The following is a 16,417-nucleotide window of genomic DNA, read 5'->3' as shown; positions in this document are numbered from 1 at the left end:
AACTGATTTCGATTTATGCCACAAATTTCCCGCTACAGTGATGAACAGGTTGAACAATTGCTCGCAGAGCTGCTCAACATACTGGAAAAACATAAGGCTCCGACCGACCTTTCCCTGATGGTGTTAGGCAACATGGTCACTAACCTTATCAACACCAGCATTGCCCCGGCCCAACGCCAGGCAATTGCCAACTCTTTTGCCCGCGCCTTACAGTCCTCTATCAACGAAGACAAAGCGCACTAAGGGAAACAGATAACAGGTTATGGTAACTCATCGTCAGCGCTACCGTGAAAAAGTCTCCCAGATGGTCAGTTGGGGGCACTGGTTTGCACTGTTCAATATTCTGCTTTCGCTCGTCATTGGCAGCCGTTACCTGTTTATCGCCGACTGGCCGACAACGCTTGCTGGTCGCATTTATTCCTACGTAAGCATTATCGGTCATTTCAGCTTCCTGGTGTTCGCCACCTACTTGCTGATCCTCTTCCCGCTAACCTTTATCGTCGGCTCCCAGAGGCTGATGAGGTTTTTGTCCGTCATTCTGGCAACGGCGGGAATGACGCTATTACTGATCGACAGCGAAGTCTTTACTCGTTTCCATCTCCATCTTAATCCCATCGTCTGGCAGCTGGTTATCAACCCAGACGAAAATGAGATGGCGCGCGACTGGCAGCTGATGTTCATCAGCGTGCCGGTTATTTTATTGCTTGAACTGGTGTTTGCGACGTGGAGCTGGCAAAAGCTGCGCAGCCTGACGCGTCGTCGGCGCTTCGCGCGCCCGCTGGCCGCATTCTTATTTATCGCCTTTATCGCCTCGCATGTGGTTTATATCTGGGCCGATGCCAACTTCTATCGCCCGATCACCATGCAGCGCGCTAACCTGCCGCTTTCGTACCCGATGACGGCACGACGTTTTCTTGAGAAGCATGGCCTGCTTGATGCGCAAGAGTATCAACGCCGTCTTATTGAGCAAGGCAATCCAGACGCCGTTTCCGTTCAGTATCCGTTAAGCGAACTGCGCTATCGCGATATGGGCACCGGGCAGAATGTGCTGTTGATTACTGTCGATGGCCTGAACTACTCACGCTTCGAGAAGCAGATGCCTGCGCTGGCAGGTTTTGCTGAGCAAAATATTTCGTTCACGCGTCATATGAGCTCCGGCAACACTACAGACAACGGCATCTTTGGCCTGTTTTATGGCATCTCGCCAAGCTATATGGACGGCATTTTGTCGACCCGTACGCCTGCGGCGTTAATTACTGCGCTTAATCAGCAAGGCTATCAGCTGGGGTTATTCTCGTCAGATGGCTTTACCAGCCCGCTGTATCGCCAGGCATTGTTGTCAGATTTCTCGATGCCGAGTGTACGCACCCAATCCGACGAACAGACCGCCACGCAGTGGATTAACTGGCTGGGCCGCTACGCACAAGAAGATAACCGCTGGTTCTCGTGGGTCTCTTTCAATGGCACAAACATTGACGACAGCAATCAGCAGGCATTTGCACGGAAATATAGCCGGGCAGCAGGCAATGTCGATGACCAGATCAACCGCGTGCTCAATGCACTGCGTGATTCTGGCAAACTGGACAATACGGTGGTGATTATCACTGCCGGGCGGGGTATTCCGCTGAGCGAAGAGGAAGAAACCTTTGACTGGTCCCACGGTCATCTGCAGGTGCCATTAGTGATTCACTGGCCAGGCACGCCGGCGCAGCGTATTAATGCGCTGACTGATCATACCGATCTGATGACGACGCTGATGCAACGCCTGCTACATGTCAGCACACCTGCCAGCGAATATTCGCAAGGTCAGGATTTGTTCAACCCTCAACGCCGCCATTACTGGGTTACCGCCGCGGATAACGATACGCTGGCAATTACCACCCCGAAAAAGACGCTGGTGCTGAACAATAACGGTAAATACCGCACTTACAACTTACGTGGTGAAAGAGTGAAAGATGAAAAACCACAGTTAAGTTTGTTATTGCAAGTACTGACAGACGAGAAGCGTTTTATCGCTAACTGATTAATTATAAATCAGTTAGCAAAATATCTTACTTGCAATCGGTGTGGAAAACGGTAGTATTAGCAGCCACGAGTCGGCACGTAGCGCAGCCTGGTAGCGCACCGTCATGGGGTGTCGGGGGTCGGAGGTTCAAATCCTCTCGTGCCGACCAAAAATCCCAAGAAAACCAACCTATTGCGGTTGGTTTTTTTATATCTGCATTTAATTCGATAAACAGACCGCGACACATCACGGCCTGTTTATTTTCTGTTATCAGAACGTCCAGACCACACCCGCCTGAGTTGTGCTGCTTTCTTCACGGGAGAAACGGCTGTCGATACCAAGCGTTAGCCCCGTCAATGTTTGCTCAAAGCCAGCGCCTGCATCAGTGGTCACGTTGTTGCGGCTGTTAATTGCCGAACTCCACATCGCCGTATCGTAATTAACGCCTTTTACGCTACCAAGACGCCCACGCACGGTGTCCAGTTCTGCATCAAATACCAGCGGTTGTGCTGCCGCCATATTCAGCACATCCGTGGTTGAAGGGGGCATTTGTGCGCGATTCTCTGCGAGACTCCAGCTATGGTTGCCATTATCCAGCAAGGTATATTCATACGTACTGATATCAACAACGCCTCCGGCATTGCCCAACGTAAATGCCGCATCACCGCGCCCGTTGTTACCAGTGTAAGGTTATCTCCTGCTGCCGGGCTGGCACCGGTGTCCGTCACGAATATTTTGAAATCACCTGTTGCTTTAACCTCCAGTAGCCCTCCCTTTTCTATAACGGCAAAGACGGCAATCCCATCTTTTTCAACAATTAAGCGCCCTCCTTTAATCGTGGGATCAGTCGCCGCGCCATAAACCTGTAGCACTCCATTATTGATCGTAGTCTGGTTTACCGCGCCACCCATTTGAACAATTTGATAACCATCATTTAATACTGAGTATTCTGCGGTGCCATTTATTTCAATGTACTGATATCCCCCGTTAATTTCAGTATTACTACTTACACCAAATTCTTATATATGCTGTTCTCCGCCAGGATTGATTTTCGTATTATTGGCGGCCCTACAAACCAGCTGGATATCTTTTTCCAGGACAACACCATCAACTGTCTCACCATACTCAACAGTTGATGCCAATGCTATGGGCGAATATAACGCTGTAGCCACCAGAACAGATATTGCGGAACGACAAAGAGAAACAGAACCAGATTGGTGCATTAAGCTTTCATCCTATGAAATTAATTGCTGTTAAAAGCATTGGGGACAGAAAATACCCATAGCTCCATACCCGGAGTCAGTTTTTAAAAACTGTTTAAAGAAATGCACAAGTATTGTGATTGATTTTTTAGTTGTTTTTCCTGATGAGAAGCTGATGCAAAATTCCGTCTTTATAATAAAGATGATGCCAAAGCGAACGACAAAGTTGTAGTTTTCACTACATGTCCATACATAAAATGGGGTAACATTCACGCGCCTGGTAGCGTTACCAACGCTACGCTCAAACATAATGATTCTAATAAAACCTCAGGAGACTACTATGCCTGAAGCAACGCCTTTTCAGGTGATGATTGTGGATGATCATCCACTTATGCGACGCGGTGTTCGTCAGTTACTGGAGCTTGATTCTGGCTTTGAAGTGGTCGCCGAAGCGGGCGACGGCGCAAGCGCGATCGATCTGGCGAATAGACTGGATATCGACGTGATCTTGCTGGATCTCAATATGAAAGGCATGAGTGGCCTGGATACCCTCAATGCCTTGCGCAGGGATGGCGTTACCGCGCAAATTATTATCCTGACCGTATCAGATGCCTCCAGCGATGTCTTTGCACTGATAGACGCAGGCGCAGACGGTTATCTGTTGAAAGACAGCGACCCGGAAGTGTTACTGGAAGCGATTCGTGCCGGAGCGAAAGGCAGCAAAGTCTTTAGCGAACGCGTCAATCAGTACTTACGTGAACGTGAAATGTTTGGCGCGGAAGAAGACCCCTTCAGCGTGCTGACAGAACGCGAGCTGGATGTTCTGCACGAGCTGGCACAGGGGCTGTCAAATAAACAGATTGCCTCGGTGTTGAATATTTCCGAGCAGACAGTAAAAGTCCATATTCGCAATCTGCTGCGTAAACTCAACGTCCGCTCACGCGTGGCGGCCACCATTCTGTTCCTGCAACAACGCGGGGCACAATAAAAATAGCCCGATGGCATCACCATCGGGCCACTTTTTATTTACTCTCCTGCGGCGACAAATGTTGCATCGCCTGCGCGATACTACGTTCGATCACCGCACGGCGAGTATCGTTGGCAGGTAAGAGTTTCAACATCATTTCCCACGCGGCAACGGCTTCGCCAAATCGTTGCTGCTCAAAGGCATTAAATGCATACATGCTTAACACACGGATATTGCTATGGTCCGTTCTCACCAACTGGCGCAGCAGTTCGCCGCCGAGGCGGTTGTCGTTGGGATCAGATGAACGTGTCAACGCTTCAGCGTATCCCAGTGCAGCATCGCTGTTTTTCGGATCGAGGCGATACGCAGTGGCGTATGCATCGGTGGCGATACTGGCGTTACCCAGCGCCATGCCAACGCGGCCCAACATAATCCAGCCTTCTATATCTCCCGGATTTTTTTGCAGTTGAGTACGCATCCCCAGCGCAAGGCGCGACATCTCTTCTTCGTTGAGCGGATCGGCTTTCGGATCCAGCGCCCTGTCCAGTAACGCCGGAGCCTGTGCCGTGGCCTGCTGCCAGATTTTCACCTGCTGATAATTGCCAGTCTGGTAGTAGCTGACGCCAGCCACAATTAACGCCACCACAATACCCGGCAGATAAACAACATATCCGGCACGCTTACCTTCCGGCACGCTTTGTTCTGGAAACGCTTCCGGCACCACGCGTACCCGACGCCGCGAACGGGCGTATATGACCCAACCGCCAATGCCAATAGCCACTACTGGCAGCACCCACAGCAGCACGGTCAGCGGCGTTAACGGCGGATCGTAAGTGACGAAGTTGCCGTAACGCGCCACCATATAATCGACAATCTCTTTCTTACTTTTGCCTTCCTGCATCAGTTCATACACTTTCTGGCGCAGGTCGGTGGCAATCATCGAGTTGGAATCGGCAATGCTGTTGTTCTGGCATTTCGGGCAGCGCAGTTCTTCAGTGAGCTGACGGAACTGTTGTTCCTGTGCTTCATCTTTAAACTGCAACACGTCGATGGTCGCCAGCGCTGAGCCGGAGATCATCAGCATCAGCACGCCCAATAAAAACCTCATTGTGCGGCCTCCTTACTGTATTTCTCCCACAGTGGCTTGATCTCTTCTTCCCAGACGCGAGGATTGAGATCGCCCGCATGGCGATAGCGAATGATGCCGTTGCCGTCAATAAGGAACGTTTCTGGCGCGCCATAGACACCGAGATCCAGCCCTAACATGCCGTCGCCATCAAACAGGCTTAGCGCGTAAGGATTGCCCAGCTCTTTCAGCCAGCTGATTGCCTTCTGGCGATCGTCTTTATAGTTCATGCCGACCACGCGGATGCCCTGCGCAGAAAGCTGATTCAGATATTGATGTTCCGCACGGCAGGTCGGACACCAGGTCGCCCAGACGTTAAGCAGCACTGGTTTGCCCTGAGTCAGCACATCCGCCTGATAAAACTGCCCCGGATTGTCCAGTGATTCGAGGCGAAACTTCGGCACTGGCTTGCCAATGAGCGCCGATTCCAGATTGGTCGGATCATCCCCTTCGGCATTACGCGCCAGCTGCCACAGCAGCGCCGCGGCAATCGCCAGGAAGATAATCAACGGAATTAACAATACCTTGCGCTTCATGCAGCCTCCGGCGCAGTTTTCTGCGGGTTCACGCGCTTACGATAGCGAGGATCAAACAGACACAGCAGTCCGCCCAACGCCATCATCAGCCCGCCCGCCCAAATCCAGCGAACAAATGGTTTGTAGTAAAGACGCACGGCCCACGCGCCGTTTTCCAGCTCTTCACCGAGCGCCGCGTACAGGTCACGCGTGATGCCACCGTCAATCGCCGCTTCGGTCATCATCGACCCGGCAGTGTTGTAATAACGTTTTTCTGCATACAGCACTGTTTCCGGCTTGCCATCTCGCGTTACGCCGATAGTCGCCACACCGCCACGCCAGTTTGGACCAGTCACTTCTTTGACATCACGGAAGGTGAAGCGATATTCATGAATATCGACGCTATCGCCGGACTTCATGCGCACATCACGCTCAACGCTATAGTTCTGACTAAAAGCAATGCCAACAATTGTCACTGCCAGCCCCAGGTGAGCTGCCACCATCCCCCAATAACTGAAGGTGGTTTTCGTGCCGCGTGAAATACGCAGCGCAGCTTCCGCAATTGCCAGCACCGCAATCCAGCAGGCCATTGCCAGGCCGAGCACCGTCATCGCCACAACTTTGCTTTCGAACAGCCACGGCAACAGCAGCGACAGCACCAGCGTAGAGATGAAGGCGATAATCAACAAATTGCGGATTTTACGTGGGCGATCGCGTCCCCAGCGCACCAGAGGGCCGACACCAAGCAGTAGCGCAAACGGCACCATCAGCCAGGTAAACATGGTGTTGAAGAACGGTTCGCCAATCGAAATACTGCCCAGTCCCAGTTGCTTGTGCACCAGCGGCAGCAACGTCCCCAGCAACACCACCAGCATCGCGGCTACCAGCAAAACGTTGTTCGCTAACAGCAAAGATTCCCGCGACCACAGCGCATTGTTTACGCGTGAGCGAACTTTGTGTCCACGCGCGGCAAACAGCAGCAGCGAACCGCCAATCACCAGCACCATAAAGGCGAGGATAAACATACCGCGCGCCGGATCAGACGCAAACGCGTGTACCGATACCAGCACGCCGGAACGCACGAGGAAAGTCCCCAGCAGACACAACGAGAAGGCACTGATTGCCAGCAGTAATGTCCACGCTTTGAAGCTGGCGCGTTGTTCAGTGACCGCCAGTGAGTGCATCAGCGCAGTCCCCACCAGCCACGGCATAAACGAGGCGTTTTCTACCGGATCCCAGAACCACCAGCCGCCCCAGCCGAGTTCGTAATAGGCCCATGCGGAACCGAGCACAATGCCGAGCGTCAGGAAGATCCACGCAGCCAGCGTCCACGGACGAGTAAAACGCGCATAAGTGCTGTCCAGACGCCCACTCAACAAAGATGCAATGGCAAAAGCAAACGCCACCGAGAAACCGACGTACCCCATATAGAGCAGAGGCGGGTGGAAAATCAGCCCCGGATCCTGCAACAACGGGTTAAGATCGCGCCCTTCAATCGGGAAATTCGGCAGCGTGCGTGAGAACGGGTTAGAGGTAAAGAGAATGAACAGCAAAAAGCCGACACTGACCATCCCCATTATCGCCAGTACGCGGGCAACAATATCCAGCGGAATACGCTGACTAAAAATCGCTACCGCAAAGGTCCAGCCGCTCATCAGTAGCACCCACAGCAGGAGCGAGCCTTCATGCGCGCCCCAGGTAGCCGCCACGCGATACCACACCGGAAGCTGGGTATTGGAGTTGCTGGCAACATAGGTGACGGTAAAGTCGTTGACCACGAAAGCATTGACCAGCACCAGAAATGCGCCAGCCACAGACATAAACAGCAGCCAGGCAAACAAGCGGGAAGACGCCATCATGCGCGCGTCCCCGCGCGCCACGCCCCATAGCGGATACACAGACAGCAGCAGCGCAATTCCTAGCGCCAGACACAGCAGCCCGTTACCAATTTCTGGCATCATGATGCTGGGTCCTTATAAACACTCGCCGGGCGACGGTGGTTAGCTTCCATCGCTTTCTCAACTTCTGGCGGCGTGTAGTTTTCATCGTGTTTCGCCAGCACTTCTTTCGCGAGGATATGATTGCCTTTTTCCAGTTCGCCCTGCACCACAACGCCCTGCCCTTCACGGAACAGATCCGGCAAAATGCCTTCGTAAGAGACATCTACTGAACCTTCAGCGTCGTAAATGGTGAAAGTTACTTTTAGCGAATTGGGATCGCGCTGCACACTCCCCGGCATCACCATCCCGCCAACGCGCAGACGCTGACCGACTTCCGGCATCTGCTGAGTTTCACGCTTGCCGTAGAGAATCTCCCCCGGCGTATAAAAGAGATCGATATTCGAGCGCAGCGCATATAGCACCAGACCGATAGTCAGCGCCAGCCCCGCCAGCACGGCACAGGCAATCCACAAGCGGTTTTTACGGCGAATATTCATGCAGCCTCCTGCTGTTGCGCAGCACGTAAACGCGCCTCACGCGCCCGCTGTTGCGCCACGCCACGCAGAATTGCGCGATGTTGCATCACCGAGTGCACGACTAAAACCACCAGCGGAATAACGGTCATCACCACCGCCAGCCAGACAAAAAAGGCGTAACCGCCCATTGCGAAAAATTCATTCCAGGAAGCAAATGCAGGGGTCATTTACGGCCTCTTTTCAGTATCAGTTCACTCACCCACGGACGGCGTTTTTCCATCAGCAAAATCAAATTACGCATCCGCATCAGCGTCAGCGTGGCAGACAGGAGCAGGAAGCCCAAAATCGACCAGCGCAGCGGCGAACGCATCGCCGGATCGATACTTTGCTGCATTCGCGTTGATCCCTGATGCAGGGTGTTCCACCACTCTACGGAGTAATGAATAATCGGCAGATTCACCACGCCAATCAGCACCAGGATACCTGCCGCACGCCCAGCCAGACGACGGTCGTCGAAGGCGTGCCACAGGGCAATGACACCAACATACAGAAACAGCAGCACCAGTTCAGAAGTCAGACGTGCATCCCATACCCACCAGGTGCCCCACATCGGTTTTCCCCATGCAGAGCCGGTAACCAGGGCAATAAAGGTAAACACGGCACCAATGGGGGCCATCGCCGCCACCGCCAGGTTGGCCATTTTCATCTGCCAGACAAGGCCAATAAACGCCGCCACCGCCATTGATGCATAAATGCCCATCGACCAGATCGCCGCAGGCACATGCAGGTAGATAATGCGGTAGCTATTTCCCTGCTGATAATCAGCCGGAGCAAAGCCGAACCCCCAGATCCAGCCGACGGTAAGCACGACCACACTGGCAATTGCCAGCCACGGTATAAACCAGCCACAGATTTGATACAGCCGTGGTGGGATCGCCAGTTGATGCAGTGTTTTCCACATAGTTTCGATACCAGACTCGAACAAAAATCAGTAATCCAGCGTTATTGAATGCTGATTCGTAACGCTGCCGCCGTCGCAAAAGGACTTAATGTCGCGGTGCCTGCCAGCAACGCGCCTAAAATTGCCAGATACCCATCAACGGGCAAATGCATAGAAGCCGCGTCCATCGCGGCGGTGGCAAAGATGAGTAATGGGATAGTCAGCGGTAACACCAGTATGCTGAGCAGCACACCACCGCGCTTAAGTCCCACTGTCAGCGCCACGCCCGGCGCACCAAGAAAGCCAAGCGTAGGGGTTCCCAGCAGTAGCGTTAACGCCATCACTTGCCAGCCATAAACATCCATTCCCAGTAGCATTGCTACCAGGGGCGAAAGGATGAGTAACGGCAGACCGGTTACCATCCAGTGCGCCATCACCTTCGCCAGCACAACGGCGGGCAAGGGTAACGGCAACAACATCAATTGTTCAAGACTGCCGTCCTGCAAATCGTCACGGAACAGTCGCTCGAGTGCCAGCAAGGATGAAAGCAGCGCGGCAACCCAGATAATACCCGGCGCAATACGCGCCAGCAGTTGCGGCTCCGGACCGATACTGAGCGGAAAAAGGGTAATGACAATCAGGAAGAACCACAGCGGGTTGGCGATTTCGGCGCTGTGGCGAAACGCTACGCGCAGCTCAAGACGGAAAATGCGCCAGAACATCATGCGGCCCTCGTTTGCGTCAGTGAAATGCGGCGAATTTTACTTTCAGCAACGTTGAGCGGCTGGTGGGTAGTCAGAATCACAATCCCCCCCTGCTCCGTATGCTGCGCCATACGCTGGGTCAGACGATCGACGCCATTAACGTCAATCGCGGTAAAAGGCTCGTCGAGGATCCATAACGTGGCACGGGTCAGCCACAGACGCGCTAAAGCGACGCGGCGTTGTTGCCCGGCAGAAAGTTGATTTACCGGAATATCTTCGAATCCGGCAAGCCCGGCCTGCGCCAGGGCTTCCAGACATTGTGCGGTATCGCCATCGCGATGATAAAAGTGCAGATTTTCTAACGCCGTCAGCCGGGTTTTGATCCCCGGCTGATGGCCTATCCATAACAGGTTTTGATGGTAGCTGTCGCGTACCTGATGCAAGGGCTGCCCTTGCCAGAGAACCTCGCCTGCATCAGGGCGAGACAACCCCGTCAGCAAACGGAGAAGCGTTGTCTTCCCCGCGCCGTTGCTACCGGTGATTTGTACCCACTCTCCTGCGTTCAGCGTAAATGATAAACCACTAAATAAGGTTCGTTCATCCCGCTCGCAAAGTAACTCTCTGGCTTCAAGCATACTCACGCAATAACCCTGTTAAAAACCTGGCTCGACTTCACGCATGTCGGGCAGCTTGTGCGCTATCCCTTTATGGCAATCAATACAGGTTTGCCCATCTTTCACCGCCTGGTCATGCATCTTCGCGGCAACCGATTTCTGGGCGGTTGTATCCATATACTCGAAGTTGTGACAGTTACGGCACTCCTGCGAGTTGTTGTCCTTCATGCGCCGCCACTCATTCTGTGCCATCGTCAGGCGATGAGCTTCAAATTTCTGCGGCGTGTCAATAACGCCAAAAATTTTACCATACAGCTCTTTACTTGCTTTGAGCTTGCGTATCATCTTTGGCACAAACTCGTGCGGAACGTGACAATCCGGACAGGTCGCACGGACGCCGCTACGGTTGTTGTAGTGCACGGAATCCATGTATTCCTGATACACCGTGTTACGCATTTCGTGGCAGCTAATGCAGAACTCTTCGGTATTGGCTTTTTCCATCCCGGTGTTAAAGCCGCCCCAGAAGACGATGCCACCGACAAAACCGATCAACAGCAGCGTCCCCAGCGCCAGACGGCTGGGGGTACGCCACCATTTCCACAGGCGCTTAATCAGACCAGGCTTACGGTCAGAATTTCCCATAATAACCTCTTATTTCCCGTAACCTTTTGACGGGGTAAAGGTATTCCCCACGATTGGCGCGGTATCGGCCTGCGGTACGTGACATTGCAGACAGAAATAACGACGCGGAGCCACTTCCGCGCCCACTTTGCCGTCGCTGTCCATAAAGTGAGTAGGACTAATGCGCGGCGCGCCAGTGGTGCGATAACTTTCGACACCGTGGCACTGCAAGCAGCGGTTGGTATTGGTCGTTACCTGATAACCTTCAACGCTATGCGGGATCATTGGCGGCTGATTCACATAGTTCAGCGGCATCCGATCCTGCTCTTTTGGCATCCGAATGGCCCCTTCCTGCGTCCCGGATACTTCCGGCGACTGGCTAAAATCGACGCCATTAGCCGCCCAAACCGCGCCGCTTACCACCAGGGCCAGCATCGCCGTCCATTGACACAGCGCTTTCTTCAGGTCATGGCTTTTCATGATTTCGCTCCCGAACTCCATCGTGTAGTTATTGTAAATACATCCTCAGAACAGACATCCACGCAGCGACCGCACGTCATGCAATCGCGGCTGGTGACCTGCACCGGGCTTTGTTCATCCAGCACCGGGGCACGTAGCACATGCGGTTCCGGGCAAACATGAAAACAATCCATACAGCGGTTACATTTCTGCCGATCGGTGGCCGCAACGGTAATCACACCTTTGCTACCCAGCACGCCATACAGTGCACCAACCGGACAAATGTGCCCGCACCAGCCGTGTTCAACGACCAGTAGATCAAATAAAAACAGCGCGAGAATAAGCAGCGCGCCGCTGCCGAAGCCCATTACCAGGCTACGCCCCATCAGGGAAACGGGGTTGATCCATTCCCAGATGAGCGTGCCAGTTAAGGCCGATCCCACCAGAATGATCACCAACAGCACGTAGCGAATGTGGCGAGGGATCGTCGCAGACTGATTGAGGTCAAATCGTCTGCGTAACCAATTTGCTAAGTCGGTAATCGGGTTCAGCGGGCAGACCCAGCTGCAAAATAATCGCTTTCCTGCCAGGGCGTAGAGCACGGTGATAATCACCGCACCAGTCAGCGCTACCGTGGCAGGCAGATGACCGCTGGCAAGACTTTGCAGTGTCATCAGCGGATCGGTCAGTGGAACGGTGTCGAATAACAGGCTACTGCTGTAGTTGCCGTGCAAGATCCACACACCAAACCACGGACCGCTCAAAAACATCCCCAGCACGAAGAACTGACAAAGGCGACGTAACACTAACCAACGGTGACTGCGCCACCAGCCTTTTTTCTCCAGCGCCTCGCGCCCGGCGTCACGTTTACGATTTGCCATTGTTCCCCTCCAGCCAGCCGAAGCGGTAATGGTGACCTAACTCCCCTTTCGCCAGTGACAGCGGTAACACCTTGATTGCCGGTTGTTCCAGCACGCACACTTTTTCGCACTTACCGCAGCCGGTACAGGCGTCGCTGTGAACCGTCGGCAGAAAGCGGGCGTGCTTACCGGTTCGCGTGTTGCGCTCCAGCTCCAGGGTGATGGCCTCATCAATTTTCGGGCATTCGCGATAACAAACATCGCAGCGCAGCCCCTGAAAGTTGAGACAGTTTTCCTGGTCCACCAGTACCGCCAGCCCCATCCGCGCGTCGTCGATCGATTCGATCTCACGATCCAGCGCACCGCTCGGGCACACTTTGGCGCACGGAATGTCCTCACACATTTCGCAAGGAATATCCCGTGCGACAAAATATGGCGTGCCCGCCGACAGACCAGAGGCCAGCGTCGCCAGTTTTAAGGTGTCGTAAGGGCAAGCCTGAACACACTGACCGCAACGCACACAGGCACTGGCAAAGGCGTTCTCGTTTATGGCTCCGGGCGGGCGCAACCGCACACCAGATGCGCGTGCGGTTTGCTGTTGTAACCCCAGCGCCACACCCACGGCAGCCAGCCCGCCTGCTGTGCGAACGACATCGCGCAGAAAGCGGCGGCGACCATTTTGAGGTTTCGCTGACCGGGACATAATGGCTTACACCTTCTCCAGTTTGACCGCGCACTTCTTGAAGTCCGTCTCTTTCGAGAGCGGATCGGTCGCATCCAGCGTCAGTTTGTTAACCAGCTGTGCGGCGTCGAAGAACGGCATGTACACCAGGCCCTGCGGCGGACGGTTACGACCGCGCGTTTCGACAATCGAGATCACTTCGCCACGGCGAGAAACCACTTTCACTTTGTCGCCACGGCGCAGATCGCGCGCTTTCGCATCCAGCGGGTGAATAAACAGAACCGCTTCCGGGAAGGCGCGGTGCAGTTCCGGTACACGGCGAGTCATACTGCCGGTATGCCAGTGCTCCAGGACGCGTCCGGTAGAGAGCCACAGGTCGTACTCTTCATCCGGCGCTTCCGCCGCAGGTTCGAACGGCAGCGCGAAGATCACCGCTTTGCCATCCGGTTTACCGTAGAACTTGTAGCCTTCGCCCGCTTTCACGTACGGGTCGTTACCTTCGCTGTAACGCCACTGCGTTTCTTTACCGTTCACCACCGGCCAGCGCAGACCGCGTGCTTTGTGGTAATCATCGAACGGCGCGAGATCGTGACCGTGACCGCGACCAAACCATGCGTACTCTTCGAACAACCCTTTTTGCAGATAGAAGCCCAGCTCGCGAGATTCGTCGTTCAGCTGATCTTCCGCCAGTTCGGATACCGGGAATTTGCTCACTTCCGGAGTGGCATACAGAACCTCATACAGCGTTTTGCCACGCAGTTCCGGTTTCTTAGCCAGCAGCTCTTCCGGCCACACTTCTTCAGTTTTGAAGCGACGGGAGAACTGAACTAACTGCCAGAGATCCGATTTTGCTTCACCCGGTGCCTGTACCTGCTGACGCCAGAACTGAGTACGGCGTTCGGCATTACCGTAAGCCCCCTCTTTCTCTACCCACATTGCGGTCGGCAGGATCAAGTCCGCTGCCAGCGCACTGACCGTCGGATATGGATCGGAAACGATGATAAAGTTGCGCGGATCGCGCCAGCCCGGCATACGCTCTTCATTAATGTTCGGTCCGGCCTGCATGTTATTGGTACACATGGTCCAGTAAACATTCAGTTTGCCGTCTTTCAGCGCACGGTCTTGTGCCACCGCGTGCAGACCGATTTTCGCCGGAATGGTGCCACTCGGGATATTCCACTTCTTCTCGCAAATATCACGATGTTTCTCGTTAGTCACCACCATGTCCGCAGGCAGACGGTGAGCAAAGGTGCCCACTTCACGCGCAGTACCACACGCGGAAGGCTGCCCGGTCAGGGAGAACGGACCGCAACCCGGCTGGGAAATTTTGCCGGTCAGCAGGTGCAGGTTGTAGACCAGGTTGTTGGCCCACACACCACGGGTATGCTGGTTGAAGCCCATCGTCCAGTAGGAGATGACTTTCTTGTTCGGATCGGCATACAGCTGCGCCAGTTGTTCTAACTGGTCTTTCGGCACGCCGGTCATTTCGGCGGTTTTTTCCAGCGTATATTCAGCAACGAAGGCTTTGTAATCTTCAAAGCTCATCGGTTCGGAGGCGTCAGAACCCGGATTCTTCGCTGCTTTTTCCAGCGGATGGGTCGGACGTAAACCGTAGCCGATGTCCGTCGCCCCTTTGCGCAGGTTAACGTGTTTGCTGAAGAAGTCCTGATTTATCGCATTGTTTTGAATGATATAGTTGGCGATATAGTTCAGGATCACCAGGTCAGATTGCGGCGTAAAGATGATGCCGTTATCCGCCAGCTCGAAGCTACGATGCTGGTAGGTAGAAAGCACCGCCACGGTAACGTTCTGGTTAGAGAGACGACGGTTAGTGATGCGCGACCAGAGGATCGGGTGCATCTCCGCCATGTTTGCGCCCCACAGCACAAACGCGTCAGCCTGCTCGATGTCGTCATAGCAGCCCATCGGCTCATCCATACCAAAGGTACGCATAAAGCCAACTACTGCCGACGCCATACAGTGACGCGCGTTCGGGTCGATGTTGTTCGAACGGAAGCCCGCTTTAAACAGCTTGGACGCGGCATAACCTTCCCAGATAGTCCACTGACCAGAACCGAACATACCGATCGATTCCGGCCCTTTTTCTTTCAGGGCGGTTTTGAATTTCTCTTCCATCACATCGAAGGCCTGATCCCAGGTGATTGGGGTAAATTCGCCTTCTTTATCATATTTACCGTTTTTCATACGCAGCAGCGGCTGCGTCAAACGGTCTTTACCGTACATGATTTTGGGCAGGAAATAGCCCTTAATGCAGTTCAGGCCACGGTTAACCGGTGCGTCCGGGTCGCCCTGACAAGCCACCACACGCCCCTGCTGCGTTCCGACCAGAACGCCGCAACCCGTACCGCAGAAACGGCACGGCGCTTTATCCCATTTAATGGCTTCCTGCTGACCAACAACGGCGCGGGCAACGCCCGGCACGCTGAGACCGGCAGCCGCCGCAGCGGCCGCAACGGCGTTAGCTTTCATAAAGCTACGACGACTGAGTTTCATGGTGTTTCCTCACCTTGCTCTTCCTGCTGGTGATAAACCAGCGACACCGCCAGCACGCCCTCTACGTTGCGTACTGACTCAATGGTTTGGATCAGCGTTTCGCTGTCTTCTGCTTCCACCACCACAATCAACTGACCGCTCGGCGCGTCGCTGACAGCAACTTCACAGCCGGTAAAGGCGTTCAGTTGGGTGCTGATGTCTGAAATTCGTTCGCTTTTGGCCTGCACGACCAGGCTGCAAACTTGCCAGTTAGTGTGCATGGAGATACTCCGCAGTTATGGCTGATACCGGACAGCTGGCTGCACATGCTCCACATCCGTTGCAAAGTTGGCTATTAAGTTGCGGCTGGTAGATCCCGGAGAGCGTCGGGCGAAAGATAATTGCCATTGGCTCACAGCTATCCTGACAGCGGCGGCATTCAACTGACTGATACGCCAGGCACGCGTCCCCAATGGTGAACTGCAAATCCCAGGCCCTGGTGTGGCGCGGAGAAAATAGCGATTCGGGGCAAGCCTGCGCGCAGGCGTAACAGAAGCTGCACTCGTTATTTTTGAAATTAACGCTCGGATAGCTACCCGCGCCGCGTTGCAGAATGTTGTTTTCACAAGCATTAATACAGGCGTCGCAGCGGGTGCAATGGGTCAGAAAATGAGATTCATCACCGGACCAGGGCGGACGGATACCGTTACTGGCTTTGCGCCAGCGACCAGTGAGTATGCCCCGACGGGATGCATCAATCTTCACATTGACCTTCCATCATTAACGCGCTCTGAAAATTGAGAGCGACCAAAT

18 protein-coding genes, 1 tRNA gene and 1 pseudogene are annotated in these 16,417 nt (G+C 54.0%); 4 read left to right on the top strand and 16 right to left on the bottom strand.

The genetic code is table 11. The features are described from left to right. Positions 1-15: 15 nt before the first annotated feature. The 3 genes from ACJHX4_RS05585 (at position 16) to ACJHX4_RS05575 (ending at position 2,174) form a co-directional block, all read left to right on the top strand. A complete protein-coding gene (locus ACJHX4_RS05585) occupies positions 16-243 on the top strand; it encodes a YejL family protein (protein ID WP_001135664.1) in 228 nt (75 codons plus the stop codon). 19 nt (positions 244-262) lie between these two features. Further along, positions 263-2,023, top strand: coding sequence for an LPS biosynthesis-modulating metalloenzyme YejM (gene yejM / locus ACJHX4_RS05580; protein WP_000256203.1), 1,761 nt, complete (start codon positions 263-265; stop codon positions 2,021-2,023). 74 nt (positions 2,024-2,097) lie between these two features. Then, positions 2,098-2,174 (top strand) — tRNA-Pro (locus tag ACJHX4_RS05575). Positions 2,175-2,305: 131 nt separating this feature from the next. Here ACJHX4_RS05575 and ACJHX4_RS05570 read toward each other — a convergent pair. Next, positions 2,306-3,228, bottom strand: a pseudogene (locus ACJHX4_RS05570) (autotransporter outer membrane beta-barrel domain-containing protein); the annotation flags it as partial. Between the two features lie 319 nt (positions 3,229-3,547). Here ACJHX4_RS05570 and narP point away from each other — a divergent pair. After that, positions 3,548-4,195, top strand: a complete 648-nt coding sequence (gene narP / locus ACJHX4_RS05565; protein WP_001113641.1) for a nitrate/nitrite response regulator protein NarP — start codon at positions 3,548-3,550, stop codon at positions 4,193-4,195. A 34-nt stretch (positions 4,196-4,229) separates the two neighbouring features. Here narP and ccmH read toward each other — a convergent pair whose 3' ends face one another. From ccmH to napF, 15 genes are read right to left on the bottom strand one after another with little or no spacing between them, the layout of a single operon-like run. Further along, complete coding sequence (ccmH, locus tag ACJHX4_RS05560) at positions 4,230-5,282, bottom strand: cytochrome c-type biogenesis thiol:disulfide oxidoreductase CcmH (RefSeq protein ID WP_001211575.1); 1,053 nt, start codon at positions 5,280-5,282, stop codon at positions 4,230-4,232. Further along, the gene (dsbE, locus tag ACJHX4_RS05555; RefSeq protein WP_000824439.1) at positions 5,279-5,836 is read right to left on the bottom strand and encodes a thiol:disulfide interchange protein DsbE; all 558 of its coding nucleotides are present in this window, start codon (positions 5,834-5,836) and stop codon (positions 5,279-5,281) included. Before dsbE ends, ccmH begins: the two co-directional genes overlap by 4 nt. Continuing rightward, a complete protein-coding gene (gene ccmF / locus ACJHX4_RS05550; RefSeq protein ID WP_000982445.1) occupies positions 5,833-7,776 on the bottom strand; it encodes a cytochrome c-type biogenesis heme lyase CcmF in 1,944 nt (647 codons plus the stop codon). The genes dsbE and ccmF overlap by 4 nt, the downstream gene beginning before the upstream one ends. Then, positions 7,773-8,252, bottom strand: coding sequence for a cytochrome c maturation protein CcmE (ccmE, locus tag ACJHX4_RS05545; protein WP_001026418.1), 480 nt, complete (start codon positions 8,250-8,252; stop codon positions 7,773-7,775). Before ccmE ends, ccmF begins: the two co-directional genes overlap by 4 nt. Next, complete coding sequence (ccmD, locus tag ACJHX4_RS05540; protein WP_000186540.1) at positions 8,249-8,458, bottom strand: heme exporter protein CcmD; 210 nt, start codon at positions 8,456-8,458, stop codon at positions 8,249-8,251. Before ccmD ends, ccmE begins: the two co-directional genes overlap by 4 nt. Then, complete coding sequence (ccmC, locus tag ACJHX4_RS05535) at positions 8,455-9,192, bottom strand: heme exporter protein CcmC (protein ID WP_001296242.1); 738 nt, start codon at positions 9,190-9,192, stop codon at positions 8,455-8,457. The genes ccmD and ccmC overlap by 4 nt, the downstream gene beginning before the upstream one ends. Positions 9,193-9,233: 41 nt before the next feature. Beyond that, a complete protein-coding gene (gene ccmB, locus ACJHX4_RS05530) occupies positions 9,234-9,896 on the bottom strand; it encodes a heme exporter protein CcmB (protein ID WP_000971730.1) in 663 nt (220 codons plus the stop codon). Further along, positions 9,893-10,516: a cytochrome c biogenesis heme-transporting ATPase CcmA gene (ccmA, locus tag ACJHX4_RS05525; protein ID WP_023908537.1), complete on the bottom strand. Its 624-nt coding sequence runs from the start codon at positions 10,514-10,516 to the stop codon at positions 9,893-9,895. Before ccmA ends, ccmB begins: the two co-directional genes overlap by 4 nt. 12 nt (positions 10,517-10,528) lie before the next feature. Next, positions 10,529-11,131: a cytochrome c-type protein NapC gene (napC, locus tag ACJHX4_RS05520; RefSeq protein WP_000528376.1), complete on the bottom strand. Its 603-nt coding sequence runs from the start codon at positions 11,129-11,131 to the stop codon at positions 10,529-10,531. Between the two features lie 9 nt (positions 11,132-11,140). Further along, complete coding sequence (gene napB / locus ACJHX4_RS05515; RefSeq protein WP_000835174.1) at positions 11,141-11,590, bottom strand: nitrate reductase cytochrome c-type subunit; 450 nt, start codon at positions 11,588-11,590, stop codon at positions 11,141-11,143. Then, complete coding sequence (gene napH / locus ACJHX4_RS05510) at positions 11,587-12,450, bottom strand: quinol dehydrogenase ferredoxin subunit NapH (protein ID WP_000013499.1); 864 nt, start codon at positions 12,448-12,450, stop codon at positions 11,587-11,589. The genes napB and napH overlap by 4 nt, the downstream gene beginning before the upstream one ends. After that, the gene (gene napG / locus ACJHX4_RS05505; protein WP_000091291.1) at positions 12,437-13,132 is read right to left on the bottom strand and encodes a ferredoxin-type protein NapG; all 696 of its coding nucleotides are present in this window, start codon (positions 13,130-13,132) and stop codon (positions 12,437-12,439) included. Before napG ends, napH begins: the two co-directional genes overlap by 14 nt. 6 nt (positions 13,133-13,138) lie before the next feature. Further along, the gene (gene napA, locus ACJHX4_RS05500; RefSeq protein WP_000778067.1) at positions 13,139-15,625 is read right to left on the bottom strand and encodes a periplasmic nitrate reductase subunit alpha; all 2,487 of its coding nucleotides are present in this window, start codon (positions 15,623-15,625) and stop codon (positions 13,139-13,141) included. Further along, positions 15,622-15,885 carry a chaperone NapD gene (gene napD, locus ACJHX4_RS05495; RefSeq protein WP_000557384.1) on the bottom strand — a complete coding sequence of 88 codons (264 nt, stop codon included), beginning with the start codon at positions 15,883-15,885 and terminating at the stop codon, positions 15,622-15,624. The genes napA and napD overlap by 4 nt, the downstream gene beginning before the upstream one ends. Then, the gene (gene napF, locus ACJHX4_RS05490) at positions 15,875-16,369 is read right to left on the bottom strand and encodes a ferredoxin-type protein NapF (protein WP_000686738.1); all 495 of its coding nucleotides are present in this window, start codon (positions 16,367-16,369) and stop codon (positions 15,875-15,877) included. The genes napD and napF overlap by 11 nt, the downstream gene beginning before the upstream one ends. Positions 16,370-16,417 lie beyond the last annotated feature (48 nt).

Source organism: Escherichia sp. WS2035, from assembly GCF_046487065.1.
GTDB classification, from domain to species: domain Bacteria; phylum Pseudomonadota; class Gammaproteobacteria; order Enterobacterales; family Enterobacteriaceae; genus Escherichia; species Escherichia coli.
The sequence above is the reverse complement of the archived record's forward strand: the minus strand, read 5'-3'. Positions and strand labels throughout refer to the sequence as shown.